Here is an 18,904-nt window from a genome sequence, read left to right as displayed (position 1 = left end):
CCCGACCCGAACCCTGAGACGCGACGCTTCCCAGGGGCGTATGTATCCAGCGGGGTAGGCGCGAGGGCGTACTTTCGTCCTCCTGTTCGTGCGCCGTCGGGAGTAGTACCCCTAGGGGCGGGTCCTCCCAAAGCAGTAACGGCAGTACCTACACACGACTGATTCGCGGCCTGTTGATCGCCCCTAGATTTATGGAGACGAAGACGAGGATCCGGCCGCAGGGTCGCAGAGTCGAAGATGAGAAAACGGGGACACCATGAGCGCCGCAACCAAGTCGGGGACAGTAGCCGCGTTCATGCGCTTCGTCTTCTTCGGCGGTGGTACCGGACTGGCGTCGAGCGCCGCGCTCGTGGCCCTGTCCGATCACCTGTCGATCGCCGTCGCCAACGCCGTGGTCACCGTGATCTTCACGCTGCTGGCCACCGAGTTGCACAGCCGGTTCACCTTCGGCGCGGGTCGGGCCCGGGGCCGGGTCCACGTCCAGTCGGCGCTGTCGGCCGCGGTCTCCTACCTGTTCACCACCGGCGCGATGCTCGCGCTGCACGCGGTGCAGTCGGCGCCGGGGGTGCTCAAGGAGCAGGCGGTGTACCTGACCGCCTCCGGCGCGGCCGGGATCGCCCGCTTCCTGTTTCTGCGGTTCGTCGTGACGGGCAAGGAGGCGAGTGTGCCGGGCGTCGCGAAGGGTGCGCCGACGACGGTGGTCGTTCCCGCTGCGACCGGCGTCGCCGTTCCCGCCGTCGCCGCTCCTGCCGTCAGCGTTCCCGCCGTCGTCGCGACTCCCGTCCCGGCCCCGGTTCGGGTCGTGCTTCCGGCCTGGTCGGCCATCGTCACGGTGGCCCTCCCGGCCGCCGGGGCGCGGCCCGTGCCCACCCGCGCGTCACTCGTCGCGACGGCCTAGCAAGATGTTCCCGCCGACAGGAGTACCGGTATGACCCGCGCCGCCGCCGAGCACTACGAGCGACTCCTCGCCGAGAACTACACCTGGATGTTGGGTGGCGACCTGGCGCCGATCGTCGCTCGGCAGGCCGAGTTGCTCACCGGGCTGGGTGTCGCCCCGACCGAGACGTCCGCGACCTCGGTGGATCTGGGCTGCGGGCCGGGCAATCAGAGCCTGGCCCTGGCCGGACTGGGCTTCGACCGGGTCCTCGCGGTCGACACGAGCCGAACACTGCTGGACGAACTCGCCGGATACGCCGCCGACCTGCCGGTGATCGAGCCGGTGCACGCGGACATCCGCACCGTCCTGGCCGAGTTGACCGCACCGGAGGCGGTCGCGGCCGTGGTGTGCATGGGCGACACCCTCACCCACCTGCCCACGAAGGACGATGTGAGCGCGCTGCTCGTGGACGTCGCCCGGGCTCTCGCACCCGGCGGCCGGCTCGTCGTCACCTACCGCGACCTCACCGAAACCCTGCACGGTATAGACCGGTTCATCCCGGTGCGCAGCACCCGCGATCGGGTGTTCACGTGCTTCCTGGAATACCCGGACGAGGACACGGTCCTGGTCCACGACCTGCTGCACATCCACGACGGCAGCGCCTGGACCCAGCACGTCGGCAGCTACCCCAAGCTCCGGATCGCGTCGACCTGGCTCGCCGACCGCTGTGAGGACGTCGGCCTGAAGGTCGAACACAACGAACCCGGACCACGCGGTATCCAGGTCCTGGCAGCGCGCAAGAGGTGACGGCCGCACGGGGTCACGGCCCGACAGCCCGGCGGCCGGAGGATATTCGCGTGCGGTTCGCGCGGTCGCCGTGATACCCCAGGCTCCCATGGAAGATCTCGAAACCACACGCCTCGTGCTGCACCCACTGACCGTCGCGGAGGTGGAGCGCGTGGTGGCCGGCACCCCCGGCGAGGACGCGCACTGGGCGCCGGGGTATCCGACGCAGGGCGATGTGGTCGGAGGCCGACGCTTCCTGGACACGTGCGCGAGCAGCGGCGATCCCGGTGTGTTCGGAAACTACGAGATCCGGCGCCGGGACGACGGGCGGGCCATCGGTGGGCTCGGCTTTCATGGAGCGCCGGACGCCGACGGTACGGTCACTGTCGGCTACGGCCTGATCCCGGACGCCCAGGGCCACGGCTACGCGACCGAGGCCCTGCGCGAACTCCTGCGCCTCGCCCGGGCGGCGGGCGCCGCACGCGTGCTGGGCGACACCGCGCGGGAGAACGTCGCGTCCCAGCGGGTGATGGCGGCCGTCGGTATGCGGCTCACCAAGGAGGACGCCGACCTGAGGCACTATGCGATCACGTGGCCGAAGCACGACGAGGATCCCGACGCCTCGACGCCCGGGCAGCCTGCGGGGGATGACGCTTCCTAGGTGCCGGGGATCGCGGTGCGGCGGTAGGCGTCCGGGGTTTGGCCGGTCCAGCGTTGGAAGGCGCGGCGCAGGGCGCGGGCGTCGGTGTAGCCCAGCCGGCCGGCTATCGATTGCACCGGAAGTTCGGTCTCGCGCAGCAGTGCGGCGGCGCGCTCGTGGCGGACGGACTCGATCTCGTCGCGCCAGGTGGTCTCCAGGTCGCTCAGTCGTCGCTGTAGGGTGCGCGGGCTCATGGTCATGCGCTGCGCGACCAGTTCCAGGCTGAGTTCCTCGCCCAGCGCGCCGGCGACCACGGATCGGAACGTGCCGTGCCAGCCCGCCGCGGGTCGGGCGTTCTCCAGCAGGTTGTCCGCGTACCGGCGCAGGATCAGGGCGAGTTCGTCATCCGGGCCGGGCGGGCGGCGCGGTGGCGCGTCCAGGTCGAGGAAGGTCATCGAGTTCGCGCGGGCGCCGAAGTCGATGGCCCGCGTGCCGAACGCCTCGATCAGGTGCCGGTGATCCTTGGGCGCCTCGTGGGCGAGGGCGACGTGTACCGGTACCACCGACGGCCCCCTCGCGTCCCGTGCCCGCCTGAGCATGATCGCCATCGCGAACTCGTCGATCGCGGTCACCGCCGCCGGCGAGTACTTCGCGATTCCGTACGTGATGGTCAGCCGTCGGTCGTCCTCGACCACCGTCATGTCGACCGCGGGGTCGGTCATGGTGGGGAGGTAGCGGGCGGCGTCGCGGCAGCCGTCGGCGAATGTACCGGCGGTGGTGAACAGGTAGTCCCACACGTGCAGCCGCCCCTGTGCGGCCGTCTCCGCGGTCCGGATGCCGGCACCCGCCGGGCCGGCGTGCGTGATCAGCTCCCATGCCCGGACCACGCTCGCGGTGGGTACCCGCAGCAGCGGGTCCGCCGGCGTCTCCGGTTCGAAGCCCGGCAGAAACGCGAGTTCGCTCCGGGCCACCCCGGCCCGCAGGGCGGCATCCCGCACCACGCGCGCCATGTGTGAGGAAACCGTGTTCTCGATCACTGCCGGAGCATATCCGGGCGGTCAACCGCAACACCGATCCGGGATCTGTCGCGGATGGTCCCCTGATCGGCGCGAAGTGTCCCCCTTCTCGGCGTCGCATGTCCCCCTTCTCGGCGTGGAGTGTCCCCGTCTCGGCGTGGGATGTCCCTCCGGTGCGGGCGGTGGGTACGACTCGGCGGCGGTCGGAATCCGTGCGTGGGGCACGGATCCGGCCGCCGCCGAGAGGAGCCGGCCGTCGTCGGCCGGTGGGTCAGGGGCCGACCGTGCCGTCGATGCCCTCGCGCAGGAGGTCGGCATGGCCGTTGTGCCGGGCGTACTCGTGGATCAGATGGAACATGACCAGACGCAGCGACACGTCCTCGCCGGACTTGGGGTTGTGGCCGGTGACGTCGAGGGACTCGGCGGCGGTCTCGATCCGGCGCGCGTGCTCGATCTCGGTCTCCCAGGCGGCGAAGGCCTCCGCTCGGGTGGACGTACTCGCGTCGTAGGCCACCTGGAAGTCGCCCCGGTCCGACCACACCAGCGGGATGTCCTCGCCGTTGATCACCCGGCGGAACCAGGCCCGTTCCACCTCGGCCATGTGCCGGACCAGGCCGAGCAGGGAGAGCGTCGAGGGCGGCATCGACCGGCGGCGCAGGTCCTCGTCGGAGAGGCCGTCGCACTTCATCGCGAGCGTGGCCCGGTGGTAGTCGAGGAAGGCGCGGATCATCTCGCGCTCGTCGGCGATCACGGGCGGGCTGGGGCGTTCGGTGGGCATGGTGGCTTGCCTTCGATCGGTGGTGGGTGGGTGTCGGCGCGACAAGCCATCATGCCGTGCGCTCCGATGCCGTCGATCGAACCCGGTGCGCACGATCGGCTCAGACGTCGTCGGGGGCCGGCCGGCGCAGTGCGTACCCCTGGCCGAATGTGCGCAGGGTGCGCGCGACGGCGCGACGGGCGTAGGTGTTCGGGGACGCCGCACCCGGGTCGGAGTCCGTCCCGAGACCGCCCGCGGGCAGGCTGCGCAGTACCTCGGCCGCCTCCGCTCGCAGTCGCGGGCTGAGCAGGCCGAGCGCGGAGGTCGCCCGCCGTGTCGCGACAGGCGTCGCGGTGGGGTCGGCCAGGAGGGTGCGCAGTTCGGCCGCCGCCGCGTCGAGGAATCGCGGGCCGAGCTCGCCGAACAGCCGGGCCGCACGAGTGCGGGTGTACCGGCTCGTGTCGGCCCGGGCCAGGACGGTACGGAAGACCTCGGCGGCTTCGGGGAGGTGGCGGGGGCTCAGGAGGGCGAGCCGGCGTGCGATGTCCACGCGGTCACCGGCGCCGGCCTCGGCGGACCCGAGCAGGTCGCGCAACGCCCGGATGCCCTCGGATCGGTATCCCTGCCCGAGCTCCGCCAGACGCTCCGCCGCGGCACCGCGGGCGGAGGGCGGGCAGTCGGGAGCGGTGATCAGGGCGCGCAGGTGCTCCGCGCCCTCGGCGACGTATCCCGAGCCGAGTTCGCCGAGGGTGCGGGCAGCCAGCGTGCGGACGGCGGGTGTATCGGTGCGAGCCGCCAGGATCGAGCGGAGGATGACGGCGACGTCGGCGGTGCTGCCCGCGTGCACGGTCAGGAGCTTGCGGGCCGCGTCCACGCGTTCGTTGGCGGGCCTGTCGCGCGCGGTGACGATGGCTTCGAGTACGTCCGCGGCTTCGTCGCTGTATCCCGGGCCGAGCAGGGCCAGCGTCTGCGCGGCGTCGATTCGGGCGGAGACGTCGGCATGCGTTTCGTCGATCACGGCCCGGAGGAGGGAAGCAGCCTCGGGAGCGTACCCGTTACCGAGGCCGCCGAGCCGGCTCGCGGCGGCCGTCCGGGTACGGGGGGCGGTTTCGGACGAGAGGGCGAGGGCGCGCAGACGTGTCGCGGCTTCCTCGATGTATCCCTGCCCCACATAGTCCAGCAGTCCGGCCGACCACACTCGCTCCTCCGGAGTCGCCCAGGTCGAATCGGCGATCGATCGGAGCACGGTGGCGACCTCGTGCCGGTAGTCCCAACCCAGGTAGGACATCTGGAGCGCGGCGTCCGCGCATGCGCGCGCTGTGCTGTCGGGCGCGGCGAGCACCGCTCGATACGCGTCGAGGGCCTCACCGACGAAGCGTCGTCCTTGAACGGACAGCACACGCGCCGCGTCCGCTTTCAGGCTCGCGTGCACGTCCGGTGCTTCGACAATGGCGCGCGCGAACGTCGCCACTTGGGACAGGTACTCGACACCGAGCCCCTGCAGGGCCTGTATGGCGCCGAGCCGGAAGCCGTCCTGGACATCCGGATCGGCGATGATCGATCGAAGCGAGGCCGCGGACGTGGTGGTCTCCTCGGACGAGAGGCGAGCCAGGGCTCGTGCGGCCCTGATGTGTACGCCGTGGAGGGAGCCGGGATCGTCTCGCAATCGGTGGAGTACTTCGATGATCTCGACCGGTGGGGATGCCTCGAGCCCGATGAGAGCGTCGGCGGCCGCGACCCACAGGAAGGCGTCCGTATCCGAGGCCACCAGCACCGCACGCAGGGCCGCCATCGCCGCCCGGACATGGCCCGGCCCCAGGTCGGCCATGCTCGTCGCGACGGCGAGTCGGTCCTCGCTGTCCACATCGGGTGCGTCGAGCATCGTGCGCAGGACGCGGGCGGCCTCCGCGACGTGGTCGGGACCCAACTTGGCGAGGTTCACGGCGGCAAGCCTGCGCCACGAGGCATGCGTCTTGGGGTCGGTCGATATCGCCTGTAGTGCCGCCGCGGCCTCGACCACGTGCTTCGGGTCGATTCGGGCCAGCGTTTCGGCGATGGAACAGCGTTCGAAGAGAGAGGTGTCGGGTGCGACGAGGAGTCGGCGCAAGGTGGTGACTGCCTCGAGCACGTATTCCGGGGCGACCCTTGCCAACGCCGCCGCGCTGTCTTCCTTGGTGCCGGCGCCCGAGTCGGGGGCGACGAGTTCCGCACGCAGGATTCGCACCGCTTCCGGCAGGAGATCGGGGCTCAGCTCGGCCAGTTTGAGCGCGGTCTGGTAGCGGTCGAAGGGATGGGCATGCGGTGCGGTGAGGTCCGACCGCAATATCGCTTCGGCGTCCGGCAGCAGACGGGGGTCGAGTTCGACCAACCACGACGCGCCGTCTCGGCGGTCCGACGCCGAGGTGCCCGGAGCGGCACAGGCCGCTCGGAGCGCCCGTGCGGCCTCGGGGATGAACGCCCGGTCGATCTCGCGCAATGCCAGCGCGGCCTGCCCGCGATCGTCGATGTCGGCGTCCTCGGCGGTGAGAACCGCCACCAGGGCCTCGACACCGGGTGTCGTGTGCTCCCCGCCCAGACGGACGCAGATCGATGCCGCGTCCACACGTACGTGGGCGGAAGCGCGGTCCGAGGACAGCACGGCGCGCGTGAGGTCGGCGGCCTCGCCGGCGTGTTGTGGTCCGAGGTCGGCGAGTGCGCGGATCGCCGCGATTCGGGTTGCCGAAGGACCCTTCTCGGCGTTCAGTACGCCGCGCAGGATGCCGAGCGCGGCATCGGGATCGTGGATGGCGAGCGCCTGCGCGATTTCCACGCGCAGGTCGTCCCGGCGGTGGCAACCGCCCACGTACTCGTCGAGCGCGGCGCGCACGCTCGGCTCGGGGGCCAGGATCGCGGCGTCCCGGATGGCGTGTTGCACGGACTTCGGCCTGTCCTCGTTGGACAACGTCAACAGCAGGTGCGCCACGAACGAGTCGGTGTGCGATGCCGAGGCCGGAATCCCGCCCGCGAGCAACACCCCGGCCAGCGCCGTGTAGTCGCCGGTGCCCCGATTCAACCAGCCCAGGATCGTGTCGCCCGTGCCATGCAGATGGGCGTGGTGGGCGAGCACGGCGTGGGCGAACAGGTCACCGTCGATCGCGCGGTGCACGACGTACGCCCATTCGGACTCGGCCGCGTCGAAGTGCCTGGGCAACTCGTTCGCGCGGGCGCTCGCCGCGATGTGTTCGGCGAAGCTGTAGTGGGTGAAGCGCAGGAAGTCGGCGTGGTGGGTGAAGACGCCGGCCGTGCCCAGGACCGAGGTGACCAGGCTGCCCCATTCCGGGACGCCGCGGCGGGTGGGTCGGCAGCCGTGTTCGTCGAGCCGGTCGAGGGCGAGGTCCAGGAGGGTTCGGGTGGCGGCGGCCGGGTCGGTGACCACGGTGACGGCCAGGTGCTCCACGAGTTCGTCCCGGTGTTCGAACAGGAAGGCCGCGCTTGCCCGGTGGGCGGCCGAGCGTGGGGTCCAGCGGTGTAGGACGGTTTGTTGCTGCTCGTGTACCTCCTCCAGGTGCGCGTCGGCCAGCAGCGTGAAGTAGTCGCAGTAGAGGGTGAATCGGCTTCCGGGCAGCGGGGTGCCGGGTTGCTTGCGGTAGACGAGCGCGGCGACGGTGGCCAGCAGCGGGACCCGGACCAGGTCGCGGATCCCGGCCGCCTCGGTCTGCCGCAGGAAGCCGTCGGCCAACTCCGGCCCGTCCGCGTGGTCGTGGAACCAGCGGTGGGCGAACTCGCGCAACTGCTCGCGGTCGAAGGGTTCCAGCGTGTACGTCCCGGTCGCCGCGTGCTGGAGCGGGGCCAGTTCGTCGTTGGGCAACGGGCGGGTGGTGATCAGCAGCCGGAATCGCCCGTCCGGATTGCGGACCCGGCCGGCCAACTCGGCGACCAGGCCGCGCCGTCGCTCGGGATCGGTGATCTCGTCGAGACCGTCGACGATCAGCAGGCAGGTGGTGCCCTCGGGCAGGTGGTCGAGCAGGTCGTCCGGGAGGGGGTGGTCCAGGTGCGGGGCCAGTTCGGCGGAGAGGATGCGGACCAGGCGGGGGACCAGCGCGCTGCGGTCGGTGGCGAGGCGCCCGGCAGTGACCCGGAGCGGCAACAGGCGTTCGGCGTCGTCGCCTTGGCCCGATCGTGCTTCGTAGGCGGTGGACAGGGACGCGGCCAGTTGCAGGCTCAACGTGGACTTGCCCTGGCCCGCGCCGCCGGTGATCAGAACGTGGCGGTGCAGGTCGAGGGTCTCCTCGGCGGCGCGCGCGGGGGCCACCGGATGCACCGTCGACTCCACGGTCGAGTCCACGGGCACGAAGTGCCGCTTGCGTCGCTCCTCGTCGTGTCGGTGCCGGAGCAGGTGCCGCTCGTGATCGCGCGACTCCTGGCGCGGCTCGGCCGGTTTCGTGGTCGGCGCGCTGCGGGCCTGTTGGCGGACGTACACGGTGGCCAGGCCGTCGAGCGGCGCGTCGTACAGGCGGTAGGTGAAGTTTCGCGCGGCGATGGTCTGGGCGTGCAACAACTCCCGTAGATGCGGCGGCAATGAGGGTGTGGTGTCGGCGGCCGAGGGGTGCCGGTTCCAACCGAGGACGATCCGCGCGCCGTGGTCGTCGTTGCGCTGCTGCGGTGGTGGGAAGCCCAGTTCGGGCAGGACGCGGTGCAGGTGGGTGTGTACGGTGGCCAGATCCAATGCCTTCGGGCCGCCTGGGACACCGTGTTCCAGGATGTCGATCAACCGGCCGGTGAAGGCGGTGTATCGGCCGCCGATCGGTGCGACCGCCTGTCGGGTGGCGGAGGCCGCGGCGAGGACGTAGGTGCCTTCCACGCGGGACATCTCGGCCAATCGGGCGTCTTGGGGCACTTGCGGGGCGCTCGGGCTCGTGGATCCCGATTTCGGGTCCGTCGTTTCCTCTCCCGACCAACCCGGCCCTGCATCGCCCGGTCCCATCGGCTCCGGTCCCATCGCGTCCGGTCCCATCGCGCCGGCGAGGGCTCGGCCTGCGAAGCAGCAGTCCAGGAGTACCGCCTTGGCGGGGACTCGGCGGGCCGAGCGCAACACGTGGCGGACGTCCTGGAAGGGCAGCGCGGTGTACGCCCGGTCGGGTCGGCACCGGGGGAGGGACAGGAGCAGGTCCTCGGTGTCCGGCGAGATCAGGCCGTGACCGGCGTAGTACAGCAGTACCAGATCGGTCGCTGCACCGGCCGCGTCGCTCAGCGCGTCGAGGACCTGGTCCCGGTGCTCGGGCTGCTCGATCACCACGCAGTTCCGCGCGGGCAGGCCCCACACTCGCGGATCGGTCAGCAACTCCCGTAAACGCACCAGGTTTCGGGCCACGGCCGGGAGTGGCGCGAGATGCTCGAAGTCGTACGCGCCAACCAGGACCACGCGCGACCCCTGCGGGTCGTGCGGCCCGGCGCCCGTGCCACTCACGCCGCGCCGTCTCGGGTCGCCGGCTCGCCGACGAGCTGCACACGCATCCATCCCCCTTGGCCTGCCGAGCAGTTCAGCGTAGTGGGGTCGGGGGGTGGGGGAGGAAGGCTTGGGGGGAGATCGCGACTGTGCTCTGGGGGGCTGGGGGGCTGGGGGTCTGGGGGTCTGGGGGTCTGGGGGTTGTGTGCTCTGTGGTCTGACGGCCTCGTCGTTGGGCCGCGTCGTTCGGCCCGGGGGTTCACTCGTGTGGGTGATCCCATCACGAGTCGGTCGCGCGTCCGCGCGTATCCGGGAGAGGGTGACTGCGGCCGGGCCGGATGGGGTGCGCAGAGCCCGCCGACCGGCGCCTTCGCGGGCCCGTCGCGGGTGTGTCCCAGGCGTGCTGCGGGCGGGTCACAGGTATGACCGAGGCGTGACGTGCGTTCGGCGGCGGTCGTTTCACCCATCGAACGTGGAGCCGCAGGAGGCTCTTGTCCCCGTTCGAGTTGGAGGCCGTCGTGAGTGGTTCCCAGGTACCCGGACCCCGCTCGTTTGCCGCGTCGACGTGGCCGGAACGCTACGCACAACCGGACTCGTACGCGAGCTGTCCGATGTGCCGCAAGGATTTCACCGCACCCGACATCGGGTGGGGATTGTTGCTCAAGCGCGGTGTGTACGGCAACGCGTACCTGTGGCGCGCCGGCCGGGTGCGTGGATACATCGTGGTGGTGTGGACCGGCGGACACGTTGCTCGGCTCACCGCGTTGTCGCCCCGACAGCTCGCGGGCTTCATGGCCGAGGTGATCTCGGCGGGGCGGGCGATCGAGGCGCACTATCGGCCGGTGCCCAAGCTCAACGTATCCCTGTTGGAGAACGACATCCCACATCTGCACGCACATCTGATCCCACGTCACCCCACCGAGCCCTCCCCGGGGCACCCGCAGCCCTTCGCCCACCTCGACCACGACCACCAGGACGAGACCCGCATCCAATCCGACGCCGCAGCCCTACGCGCGCTCCTCGCCTACACAGGCGCAACCTACGCCGCGGAATCGGGCGAGGGCGGCCCATGAACGCCGCCCGTGAACGACAACCACCCACCACCGACTCGCCCGCAAGCCGGCGAACCTCCCGGGCCCACCGAAGCCGCAGCCCCCGAGAGCGCCCGTCGACGGCCCTTGCGGAGGGTTGACACCCCTCGAAGCCGATGACCCACGCGGCGAACTCGATACTTACACCACGAAAGCCGGCCCCACCCCGGCGGAGCAATCCGAATGACGCGCCGACGAAAGGGACATCACGTCGCCGGATGCTCGGGCAAGACGCCGCGCAAGAGGCCGGGCCGAGGCGCTGATCGGTGGCCGAGTCGGCCCTCCGCACGATCGGCCTGGCCCGTCTCCGCTCGAAGACCCGCAGCCGCAGTCACGTCGAGCGACGCGTTGCCGTGCGCATGCGTGGGGGCGGGGGTAGGACGCGGGCTCGGCTCGGATTCGCAACCTACGCGACCCGTGCGGCGCTTCTCATGTCAGGGCCTCGGCGGGAGGATCGCGATGTCCGCCGAAGCCGTGGAGCTACGCGGCTCGCGGCGTGTTCGCCGGGATCTCGAAGATGATCTCGAATCCGTCGCGCTCGTTTCCCCGTTCGCCGACCCGCGTGAAACCGAAGCCCGCGATGGTGGCCAGGGAGGCGTCGTTGTCGGATCTGATGGTGGCCCGCACCGTCCTGACATCGGGTTCGGCGGCGGCCCTGGCGAGTAGCGCCGTCAGCATGGCGCGGGCATAGCCCTGGCGGCGGTACCCGGGCGCGACGGTGTAGCCGATCTCGACCATGCCGGCCTGGTCCGGTGGCCCGTGGAATCCGCCGTCGCCGACGACGGTCCCGTCCGGCTCGGACACCGCGGCTCGCGTGATCCAGGGCGCGGCAGCCGGATCCTTGGCGAGTTGGTCGGCGCGATAGCCGAAGATCCAGCGGGCCCGGTCGCCGACGAAGTACTCGTCGAGGGGGACCCCGGCTTCGGCGCTGCCACCGGCGAGGTCACCGTCGGCAAGCGCGCGCAGCGCCTTCGCGCCGAGTTCGACGAAGCGGACGCGCTTGGGGATGGAGAGAGGTTCGTTGTTCATCGCGGCGATGTTCGCTTGAAACCGGAATGTTGTCCACCGCTTTAACGGTCCCGGTGGGCATGGCGGTTCCGCTCGGTCGGGTCGGGTCACGAGAAAGGGCGTACGGATGCCACGATGCCGACGCCGAGACCCATCTCGCGATCGATCGCCTCCCATGGACATGCGGCTGACGGTGCTCACTCGGCGTCTCGACGCGTTGGTGGGCAAGGCCGGGCGGGACGCGCGCGCGTCCGCAAGCCTGGTCGAGATCCGGGACGGCCACACCCTGATCCCACTCGACCAACCGGCCGAACTGGCGGAAGCCATCCGGAAGTTCACCCGGACCGTACATCCGGCGGCGCCATGACCGCCGTACGGGGCACGCGCCCGACGGCGGAGCGCGACCACGTCGCTGCCACGTCTCGGCGCCGCCCGCGCCGACCCCGACCGGGATACGCCACCGCCTCCGGAGCTTTTCCGGTCCCCGCGCCGACCCCGCCGCCGCTTCGGTCCGCGCTTCGGTCCCCACTCCGGTCCTCGCTTCGGTCCCCACTCCGATCCCCGTTTCGAAGAGCCGCGCCCGTGCCGGCGGTGCGCACGAGGCCACGCACCATGGCGACGCCAACCGCCACCGCGAGCGCGTGCAGGACCACCGCGTACGCGAGGTTTTCCGGCAGTGTGGTCCCGGCCGGGTGCGCGAGCGCGAGATAGAGCGTGAACGGCAACTTCCAACCGCTCCACGCGAACAGTGAGCCCGACCCGATCCAGCCGAGGGCCACCGGGAGCCAACGCGGCAACCGGGCCGGCCGGCCCCACACGAGCAGCCGGCCGGCGATCGCCGCCACGAGGGCCCAACCGCCCCAGATGCCGGTCAGGATCCGCCATTGGGCGTCGCGTGCCTCCGGGTGCGCGACGCCCAGCTTGCCGCCCATCGCCCAGTACAACCACACTGCCCCGAGCACGGCGCCGCCGACCGCCGACCACGGGACCCGCCGGCGAGCGGGCCCGGTGGCCGTGGCTCGATCACCGACGCGTCCGGCGAACACGTCCGGCCGACGCCGCAACAGGTACGCGGGCAGCGCGAGGGCCAGACCCAGTCCCATACCGACGAAGCCGATCTGGACCAGCACCGCCTCCCAACCCGGCATCGACGCGTCCTCCGCGCCCGTGCCGGCATCGCCGGCCGCCTCCGGGCCCGCGCCCGCATCCCCACCCGCCTCGGTGCCCGAGTCCGAGTCGCCGCCCGATGTCCACACCGAACCCAGCACCGCGTACGGCAACATCGGCACCAGGAAACCCGTACCCACCCACGCGCAGAACGCCAAGGGAGCGCCGGGAATCCGCATCCCCCACGGCCGGACGAGCGCGAGCGCGACGGCGATCCCGATGCCCGCCATGCCTACCGTCGCCGTGTTGAGCACCACCCACTCGGTCAGCCCGAAGCCCGAGCCGATCGGCAACATGCCGACCAGGGAACCGACCACCCACGACACCTTGATCAGCAGATAGGGCGTCAACGCGAGCGCCGCCCCGTACCCTCCGACTCGGCCCGATCGATCCCACCACCGCACCGGAACTCCCCTTTCCTCGGCAGGAGTTCCAGCCTGCATCGACGAGTTACCGGGCACATCGGTCGAGCGGCGGGGCGCCCGTCCCCCGATCGGGGACGGAACGGGTCGACCCGGGAGCGAGTGGCGACCGAGGAGCGGCTCCGACGGAACGACGTGCAGGACCGGCCCGTGCGTTCGCTACGTCCGGGGCGCGCCGTACCAGCGCCACGAGGTTCGGCGCGCACGGCCCGGGAGTTCGGCGCGCCCGGTGGCCCAAAGCAGTGTCGGCCACGGGTCCGTGTCCTGAGGTACGTCGGGGAAGAGCCGGGCGAGGACGCGTGCGCACAGATCGGCGGGCGGCGTCCAGGGCAGTGCGAGACCCTCGGCCAGGTCGTGGGTGTGTACCAGGGTCTCCACGATGCCCATCGCGGCGAAGCCCTCGGGGTCCGAGGCGCCGTGGCCGTGGTGCGCGCGCACGCTCGGCGGCGTGGTCCGGGTCATGGCGACGAGCAGCGCGCCGCTCGCCTCCAACACCTGCAACAGGCCGTCCGCGCCCGCCGCGCGGTCGGCGTGGATGACGTTCGCCGGTCCGCCGGGCCGTCGACTCCACCATAGGAACGGCACCTCGCCCGCCATGGGCGGGACGCCGGGACCCAGTTGCGCGGCGTACGCGAAGAGGTCGTCGCTCAGGTGCTCGACCGTTTCCCAGCAGTCCCACTCCAGCGATCCGGCCTTCGCGTCCCAGGCCTCGGTGGGCACTCCCCGGAGCGCGGCCACCGCGAGTCGTACGGCCCGATCCAGGTCATCCGGCGTCACCGGTCCCGGTGACACGGACGTGGCGTCCGAGGAGGGTTCGGACATGGCCTCTTCAGCTGATTCACGCATGGATACGACCGTATCGCCACCGCTTCGCGAACACGAGGCGTACCGTGCCGCGCCCCCGCAGCCGGTACGCCGGGCGGCACCTGTCGGGAGCGCCGTCGGCCGTGCGGCCGAGAATGCCGGCGCCTGCTACCGTCGCGCTTCGAACCACGTGATCGTGACGTCGTTGGAAAACGACTCGCGGGCGGTCACGGCGAACCGCGTAGGGTCGAACTCCCCGTCGAACAGCGGGGTTCCGCCTCCCGCCACGACGGGGTAGCTCTTGATGATCAGCTCGTCGAGCCCGGGCAACAGCGTGCCCGCGAGCCGGCCCCCGCCGCACAGCCAGATGTCCCGGCCGGCCTCGCGCTTGAGCTCGCGGACCAGTGCGAGCGGGTCGCCGTCGACCACGGTGACGGCCGGGTCGGGGGACTGCCCGAGGCTGCGGGCGACCACGTACTGGCGCAGGTGCGCGTACGGGCTCGACAGACCGTGTTCGAGTGCGGGGCGATAGGTGCCGTGGCCCAGCACGACCGTGTCGAAGCGCAGATTCGGCGTGTCCGCGAGGCCCGCCCGCGCGCGCATGGCGGTGGGTACGGTCTCCGGATACCGCGCGTTGACCCACGCGGCGTAGTCGGTGGCCTGTCGTTCGTCGCCGACGGGGTAGAAGTCGACCTGCCCCGCAGGGCCGGCGATGTAGCCGTCGATGGAGACTCCGATGTAGTAGACCAGCTTTCGCATGCAAATAACTCCAGACGTAGTACTCTTTTTGAAGTGGTCAGAACGTAGTACTACGTTTGGAGTGGTGTCAATGGTTCGCAGGAACGCCGAGCGTCGGGCGGCGCTCGTCGACGCCGCCATCGAGGTGCTGGCGAAGGAAGGCGCCCGCGGGCTGACCTTTCGGGCAGTGGACGTCGAGGCAGGGGTGCCGACGGGCACGGCCTCCAACTACTTCGCCAGCCGCGACGAGCTGCTCACCCAGGCAGGCGCCCGGGTCTACGAACGACTTCAGCCCGACGAGGCGCTGATCGCGCGGCAGCGGGCGAGTACGCCGGACAAGGAGGCGTACACAGTGCTGATGCGGGAGGTGGTCGGACGGGTCAGTGCCTTCCGGACCGGCTATCTGGCCTTGCTGGAACTGCGCTTGGAGGCCACCCGGCGGCCGGAGTTGCGCTCGGTGCTCACCGAGCGGGTCCGCGCCGACGTGGCCGCCAACATCGCCTATCACGAGGAGTCCGGGCTGCCCGGCGACGCGACCGCGGTCCGCCTGCTCTACCTGGCGTTCAACTGGCTCATCGTCGAACAGCTCACGCTGCCGGGGGTGTTCTCGGAAGCCGAGCGCGAACACCTCGTCACCGCGGCGGTCGACCGCATCGTGAACCCCTGACCGACCCCCGGGCGGTGCGACCGTGCCGGGGCGGCCGTTCGGCGGCACGGAGCCGGCGGTCGGGGTGCGGCCGCAGTGCGCCCGACCGCCGTCCGGGCCGGGTTCGGGCGTGACGTCCCTCCGCTGCCGGTCGTTGGTCCGGGCGGAGGTGTGCGTCCCGGCGCGCGGGTCGGGTCCCAGTGCCCGGTGTGCGGTCGCGGACACCGCCGCGTACCGGGGGCGACACCCGAAGCTCCCGGATCGATCTGGGGAGAGCGACACTTGAGCGACCACCGCCACAACGCCATCGCCTACGCCGCCATCATCCTCGAACGATCCGATGGGGCCGTGTTGTTCATGGAGCGCAAGGACACCGGCTTCGCCGACGGCCTGCTCGCCCTGCCGGGTGGCCTGGCCGACCCGGGCGAACTCCTCATCGAGGCGTGTGCCCGGGAGACCAAGGAGGAGATCGCCACCGACGTGGCCACGGCTGATCTGCGCACGGCGTACGTGTCCCAGGTCCTCGGCGAGACCGGTGTTCCGGTGATCGGTTGGTACTTCCACACCACCGCCTGGTCGGGCGTCCCGAGCAACGCCGAACCCGACCAGTGTGCCCGGCTGGCCTGGCTCGATCCGGCCGACCTCCCGGCCGACGTCGAGTCCACGGACGCGACGGCGGTCACCGCGTGGCACCGCGGCAACACTCCGGTCCGCTGGGCCTGACCGTCCCGCCGACCGCGCGGGTGGGCTATCCCGCCTCGCGGTCGGGCCAGATCACCCGCCCGTCCCGGAACACCAGCGGTACGGGCTCGGTGTCCTCCAGGAAGCGCAACCGCCCGAGTACGACCGACCCGTCCGGGCTCGTGTGCGCGTCATTGGCCCGGGCGGCCAGCCAGGTCAACAGGACGCCGACCGCGTCGAACTCGTCCGGATGCAACTCCTGACGTACGCTCACGACCCACCCGCCGGTGGTCGGCGTCACGTCGGCCGTCGACTCGCCACCGACCCTCAATGCCATCCCGGTACGACCCAGCACGGGACGCGGATCGTCCTCCACCGTCGGCACGCCGAAGTCGTCCACCACGACCACCGGAAACTCGGTCACGATGCCGCGGGCACCCGACGCGGGAAGAACCCCGCCGCCGAGACCGGCATGCCACCGCAACTCGGCGACCTCGCCGCCGGAGAGCGGCCCGCGGATCGCCAAGGCCAGGGTCAACTCGTAGAGATCACTCACACGTCGGGACCTTAGGGGTGGCGCCGACGGACGGCGACCCGACCGAAGTCCGTCCGCGTCCGTCCGCGGACAGGAGCGGCCGGGTGCGGCCGGGTGCGGCCGAGCTCGGACACGCGCGGGTGGGTGCGCGAGATCCATTGCGGGGTTCGGTTGTCGACTCCCGCGCGCGGATTCCCATGCACGTTCCCATGCACTTCACCATGCGACTCACCATGCAATCTGCCATGCAGCTCCCCATGCAAGTACCAGGTCAGACGCCTTTTCACGCCTTCCCATGATGGCCTTGCTCATGCCGAAGCACCCGTCGGCAACCGCGTTGATCGGAGTACTCGTCGCGGGTTCTCCCCCCGGGGCTCCGCGTGCGGTCGGAGTGCGTCCTGCCGGTGAGGGGGCGGAAGACGTCGTCGAGGTCGGGGGTGTGCACGGTCAGTGCCTCGGTCCGGATGGCCGCGTCGTCGAGGGCGTCGAGGACGGTGCGCAGGGCCGCGGCGGTGTCGTCGCCGGGGACGCTCACAATGAGGGTCTCGCCGTCGCGGGTGGTGGCGCGGAAGAGATCGGCGGCGGCGTCGAGTCGGTCCTGGTCGGCGAACCGGATCCGGATGTGGGCGCCGGGGGTGCGGCGTTTGATCTCCTCGGCGGTGCCCTCGGCGACCAGCCTGCCGTAGTCCAGGACGGCGACCCGGTCGGCGAGTCGGGCGGCCTCCTCCAGGTATCGCGTGGTCAGCAGGATGGTCACGCCGTGGTCGGCGACCAGGCCGCGGACGACGTCCCAGACGATCCGGCGGCTGCGCGGATCCAGGCCGGTGGTGGGTTCGTCGAGAAGGATCACGCGCGGTTCGCCGACCATCGCCATCGCCAGGTCGAGCCTGCGGCGCGTGCTCCGGGACAGGGTGCGCGCTGGTGCGTGGGCATCCCCGGCGAGGTCGAACCGGGCGAGGAATTCGTCGGCTCGTCGGTGACCCTCGGCCCGGCCCAGGCGGTGCAGGTCCGCCATCAGGATCAGGTTCTCCCGAGCGGTGAGCAGGTTGTCCGCGGCGGTGAACCGACCGGCGACGCCGATCGCGCGGCGCACCTTGTCGGCGTCCCGGGCGAGGTCGTGGCCCGCCACTCGAATGTGGCCGGCGTCCGCGCCGATGAGTGTGGACAGGATTCGTACGGTCGTGGTCTTGCCCGCGCCGTCGGGGCCGAGCAGTGCGAAGACGGTGCCCTCGGGGATGTGCAGGTCGATGCCGTCCAGCACCACCTTGTCGCCGTAGGACTTGGCCAGGCCGACGGCGCTGATCGCCGGTGCGTGGACGAGGGGCGCGGAAGTCGTGGTCATGGCAGTCGCATTCCCCGAATCGTGGCTCTGTGGTCTCGTCCCGGTCGCGCGCCGGGATCAGGCGCGGTGGATCACGATGTGGCCGAGGTCTGTGCGGGCACGGACCTCGACGGTCTGCTTGGAGGCGTCGGGGCTCCCGGCCGGGCCGAGCGAGTTGCGCACGTCGCCCACCCGGGTCCGTACGTCGAGCCGGGCCGCGGTGGACTCGCGGATGCCGACCTCCAGATTGCCGGTGCCGGTCCGCAGGCGTACCCGGCCGCGCGCCACCTCCTCGATCCGGATCGCGCCGTTGGCACACGTGGCGTCCACGTCGGCGTGCGCGACGCCGATCGCGATCCGGCCGTCGGACGAACAGACCCGCAGATCGCCGCCGACCTCGCCGATGGTGCTCTCGCCGGCGGCGTTCGTGATCGTCGCCGCGCCGGTGACGGTGCCGATCGCGATCCGGCCCGCCGCGACGATCTCGGCGTCCCCGATCACGTGGCCCACCCGGATGTCGCCGTAGCCGGTCCGGGCGTACATGGTCCGCGCCTCGTCGACGCGGATCGTGCCGACCGAGGTCTCGAGCCGGCAGCCGCCGAGCGGGCCCAGGCAGGTGAAGTCCGCCAGCGGCGTGCTGGCTTGGACCTCGGAGCCGGCCGGCAACTCGATGGCTATCTCCACCGAACCGCTCTTGCCGAGCGGTGAATGTCTCCCGGGCCCCTTGACCACCAGCCGACCGCCGGTGCAGGTGACCGAGATCTGCTGCGCGGCTCGTACGTCGAGTTCGTCCGCGCCATCGCCGGGTAACACCTCGACGACCGTATCGGTGCGCTTGCTCGCGGTGATCCGGACCGAGCCGACGTCGAATTCGAGGTCGACGGAGATCGGCTCGGGGGTGTCGAACCTGGGCATGGCGGTGCTCTCCTCGTGGCTGGTGGTGTTCCCGCCGGTGGGGCGGGGCGGGAGAAGAGTGGAGCGACGTCGGGT

The 18,904-nt window shown here is 71.3% G+C and carries 17 protein-coding genes; 7 read left to right on the top strand and 10 right to left on the bottom strand.

Annotated features, from left to right (window positions below; genetic code table 11):
• Positions 1-256: 256 nt before the first annotated feature.
• The 3 genes from ACIRL2_RS09680 (at position 257) to ACIRL2_RS09670 (ending at position 2,324) form a co-directional block, all read left to right on the top strand.
• Positions 257-898 (top strand): hypothetical protein, encoded by a 642-nt coding sequence (locus ACIRL2_RS09680; protein ID WP_395858927.1) that lies wholly within the window; start codon positions 257-259, stop codon positions 896-898.
• Between the two features lie 30 nt (positions 899-928).
• Positions 929-1,684 (top strand): class I SAM-dependent methyltransferase, encoded by a 756-nt coding sequence (locus tag ACIRL2_RS09675; RefSeq protein WP_395858926.1) that lies wholly within the window; start codon positions 929-931, stop codon positions 1,682-1,684.
• 88 nt (positions 1,685-1,772) lie between these two features.
• Positions 1,773-2,324, top strand: coding sequence for a GNAT family N-acetyltransferase (locus tag ACIRL2_RS09670; RefSeq protein WP_402231308.1), 552 nt, complete (start codon positions 1,773-1,775; stop codon positions 2,322-2,324).
• Here the strand turns inward: ACIRL2_RS09670 and ACIRL2_RS09665 are convergent.
• The 3 genes from ACIRL2_RS09665 to ACIRL2_RS09655 all read right to left on the bottom strand — a co-directional run bounded on the left by ACIRL2_RS09665 (position 2,321) and on the right by ACIRL2_RS09655 (position 9,477).
• Entirely contained in the window at positions 2,321-3,340 is a 1,020-nt protein-coding gene (locus tag ACIRL2_RS09665) for a helix-turn-helix domain-containing protein (protein ID WP_395858924.1), read from the bottom strand. The genes ACIRL2_RS09670 and ACIRL2_RS09665 overlap by 4 nt on opposite strands.
• 250 nt (positions 3,341-3,590) lie before the next feature.
• Complete coding sequence (locus ACIRL2_RS09660; RefSeq protein ID WP_395858923.1) at positions 3,591-4,097, bottom strand: DinB family protein; 507 nt, start codon at positions 4,095-4,097, stop codon at positions 3,591-3,593.
• A 100-nt stretch (positions 4,098-4,197) separates the two neighbouring features.
• Positions 4,198-9,477 (bottom strand): NACHT domain-containing protein, encoded by a 5,280-nt coding sequence (locus ACIRL2_RS09655; protein ID WP_402231305.1) that lies wholly within the window; start codon positions 9,475-9,477, stop codon positions 4,198-4,200.
• A gap of 542 nt (positions 9,478-10,019) precedes the next feature.
• On the opposite strand from ACIRL2_RS09655, the gene ACIRL2_RS09650 reads away from it, so the two are divergent.
• Entirely contained in the window at positions 10,020-10,574 is a 555-nt protein-coding gene (locus tag ACIRL2_RS09650) for an HIT family protein (RefSeq protein WP_402231303.1), read from the top strand.
• Positions 10,575-11,072: 498 nt separating this feature from the next.
• On the opposite strand, the gene ACIRL2_RS09645 is transcribed toward ACIRL2_RS09650, so the two are convergent.
• A complete protein-coding gene (locus ACIRL2_RS09645) occupies positions 11,073-11,621 on the bottom strand; it encodes a GNAT family N-acetyltransferase (protein WP_395858920.1) in 549 nt (182 codons plus the stop codon).
• A 154-nt stretch (positions 11,622-11,775) separates the two neighbouring features.
• On the opposite strand from ACIRL2_RS09645, the gene ACIRL2_RS09640 reads away from it, so the two are divergent.
• The gene (locus ACIRL2_RS09640) at positions 11,776-11,967 is read left to right on the top strand and encodes a hypothetical protein (protein WP_402231301.1); all 192 of its coding nucleotides are present in this window, start codon (positions 11,776-11,778) and stop codon (positions 11,965-11,967) included.
• Here the strand turns inward: ACIRL2_RS09640 and ACIRL2_RS09635 are convergent.
• From ACIRL2_RS09635 to ACIRL2_RS09625, 3 genes are all read right to left on the bottom strand, one after another.
• Positions 11,936-13,117, bottom strand: a complete 1,182-nt coding sequence (locus tag ACIRL2_RS09635; protein ID WP_402231299.1) for a hypothetical protein — start codon at positions 13,115-13,117, stop codon at positions 11,936-11,938. The two genes, ACIRL2_RS09640 and ACIRL2_RS09635, sit on opposite strands and share 32 nt — an antisense overlap.
• 231 nt (positions 13,118-13,348) lie before the next feature.
• A complete protein-coding gene (locus tag ACIRL2_RS09630; RefSeq protein WP_395859316.1) occupies positions 13,349-14,011 on the bottom strand; it encodes a hypothetical protein in 663 nt (220 codons plus the stop codon).
• A 150-nt stretch (positions 14,012-14,161) separates the two neighbouring features.
• Positions 14,162-14,752: a dihydrofolate reductase family protein gene (locus ACIRL2_RS09625; RefSeq protein ID WP_402231297.1), complete on the bottom strand. Its 591-nt coding sequence runs from the start codon at positions 14,750-14,752 to the stop codon at positions 14,162-14,164.
• 70 nt (positions 14,753-14,822) lie between these two features.
• On the opposite strand from ACIRL2_RS09625, the gene ACIRL2_RS09620 reads away from it, so the two are divergent.
• Positions 14,823-15,398: a TetR/AcrR family transcriptional regulator gene (locus ACIRL2_RS09620; protein WP_395858917.1), complete on the top strand. Its 576-nt coding sequence runs from the start codon at positions 14,823-14,825 to the stop codon at positions 15,396-15,398.
• 261 nt (positions 15,399-15,659) lie between these two features.
• Positions 15,660-16,100, top strand: a complete 441-nt coding sequence (locus ACIRL2_RS09615; RefSeq protein WP_395858916.1) for an NUDIX domain-containing protein — start codon at positions 15,660-15,662, stop codon at positions 16,098-16,100.
• 25 nt (positions 16,101-16,125) lie between these two features.
• Here ACIRL2_RS09615 and ACIRL2_RS09610 read toward each other — a convergent pair whose 3' ends face one another.
• The 3 genes from ACIRL2_RS09610 to ACIRL2_RS09600 all read right to left on the bottom strand — a co-directional run bounded on the left by ACIRL2_RS09610 (position 16,126) and on the right by ACIRL2_RS09600 (position 18,829).
• Positions 16,126-16,614, bottom strand: a complete 489-nt coding sequence (locus tag ACIRL2_RS09610) for a hypothetical protein (RefSeq protein WP_402231295.1) — start codon at positions 16,612-16,614, stop codon at positions 16,126-16,128.
• 262 nt (positions 16,615-16,876) lie between these two features.
• A complete protein-coding gene (locus ACIRL2_RS09605; RefSeq protein ID WP_402231293.1) occupies positions 16,877-17,935 on the bottom strand; it encodes an ATP-binding cassette domain-containing protein in 1,059 nt (352 codons plus the stop codon).
• Positions 17,936-17,992: 57 nt separating this feature from the next.
• Positions 17,993-18,829 (bottom strand): DUF4097 family beta strand repeat-containing protein, encoded by an 837-nt coding sequence (locus ACIRL2_RS09600; RefSeq protein ID WP_395858913.1) that lies wholly within the window; start codon positions 18,827-18,829, stop codon positions 17,993-17,995.
• Positions 18,830-18,904: the final 75 nt, after the last annotated feature.

Source organism: Embleya sp. NPDC127516 (genome assembly GCF_044765325.1).
GTDB lineage: Bacteria > Actinomycetota > Actinomycetes > Streptomycetales > Streptomycetaceae > Embleya.
Note: the sequence above shows the minus strand (reverse complement) of the source record. Positions and strands in the feature narration are given on the sequence as shown.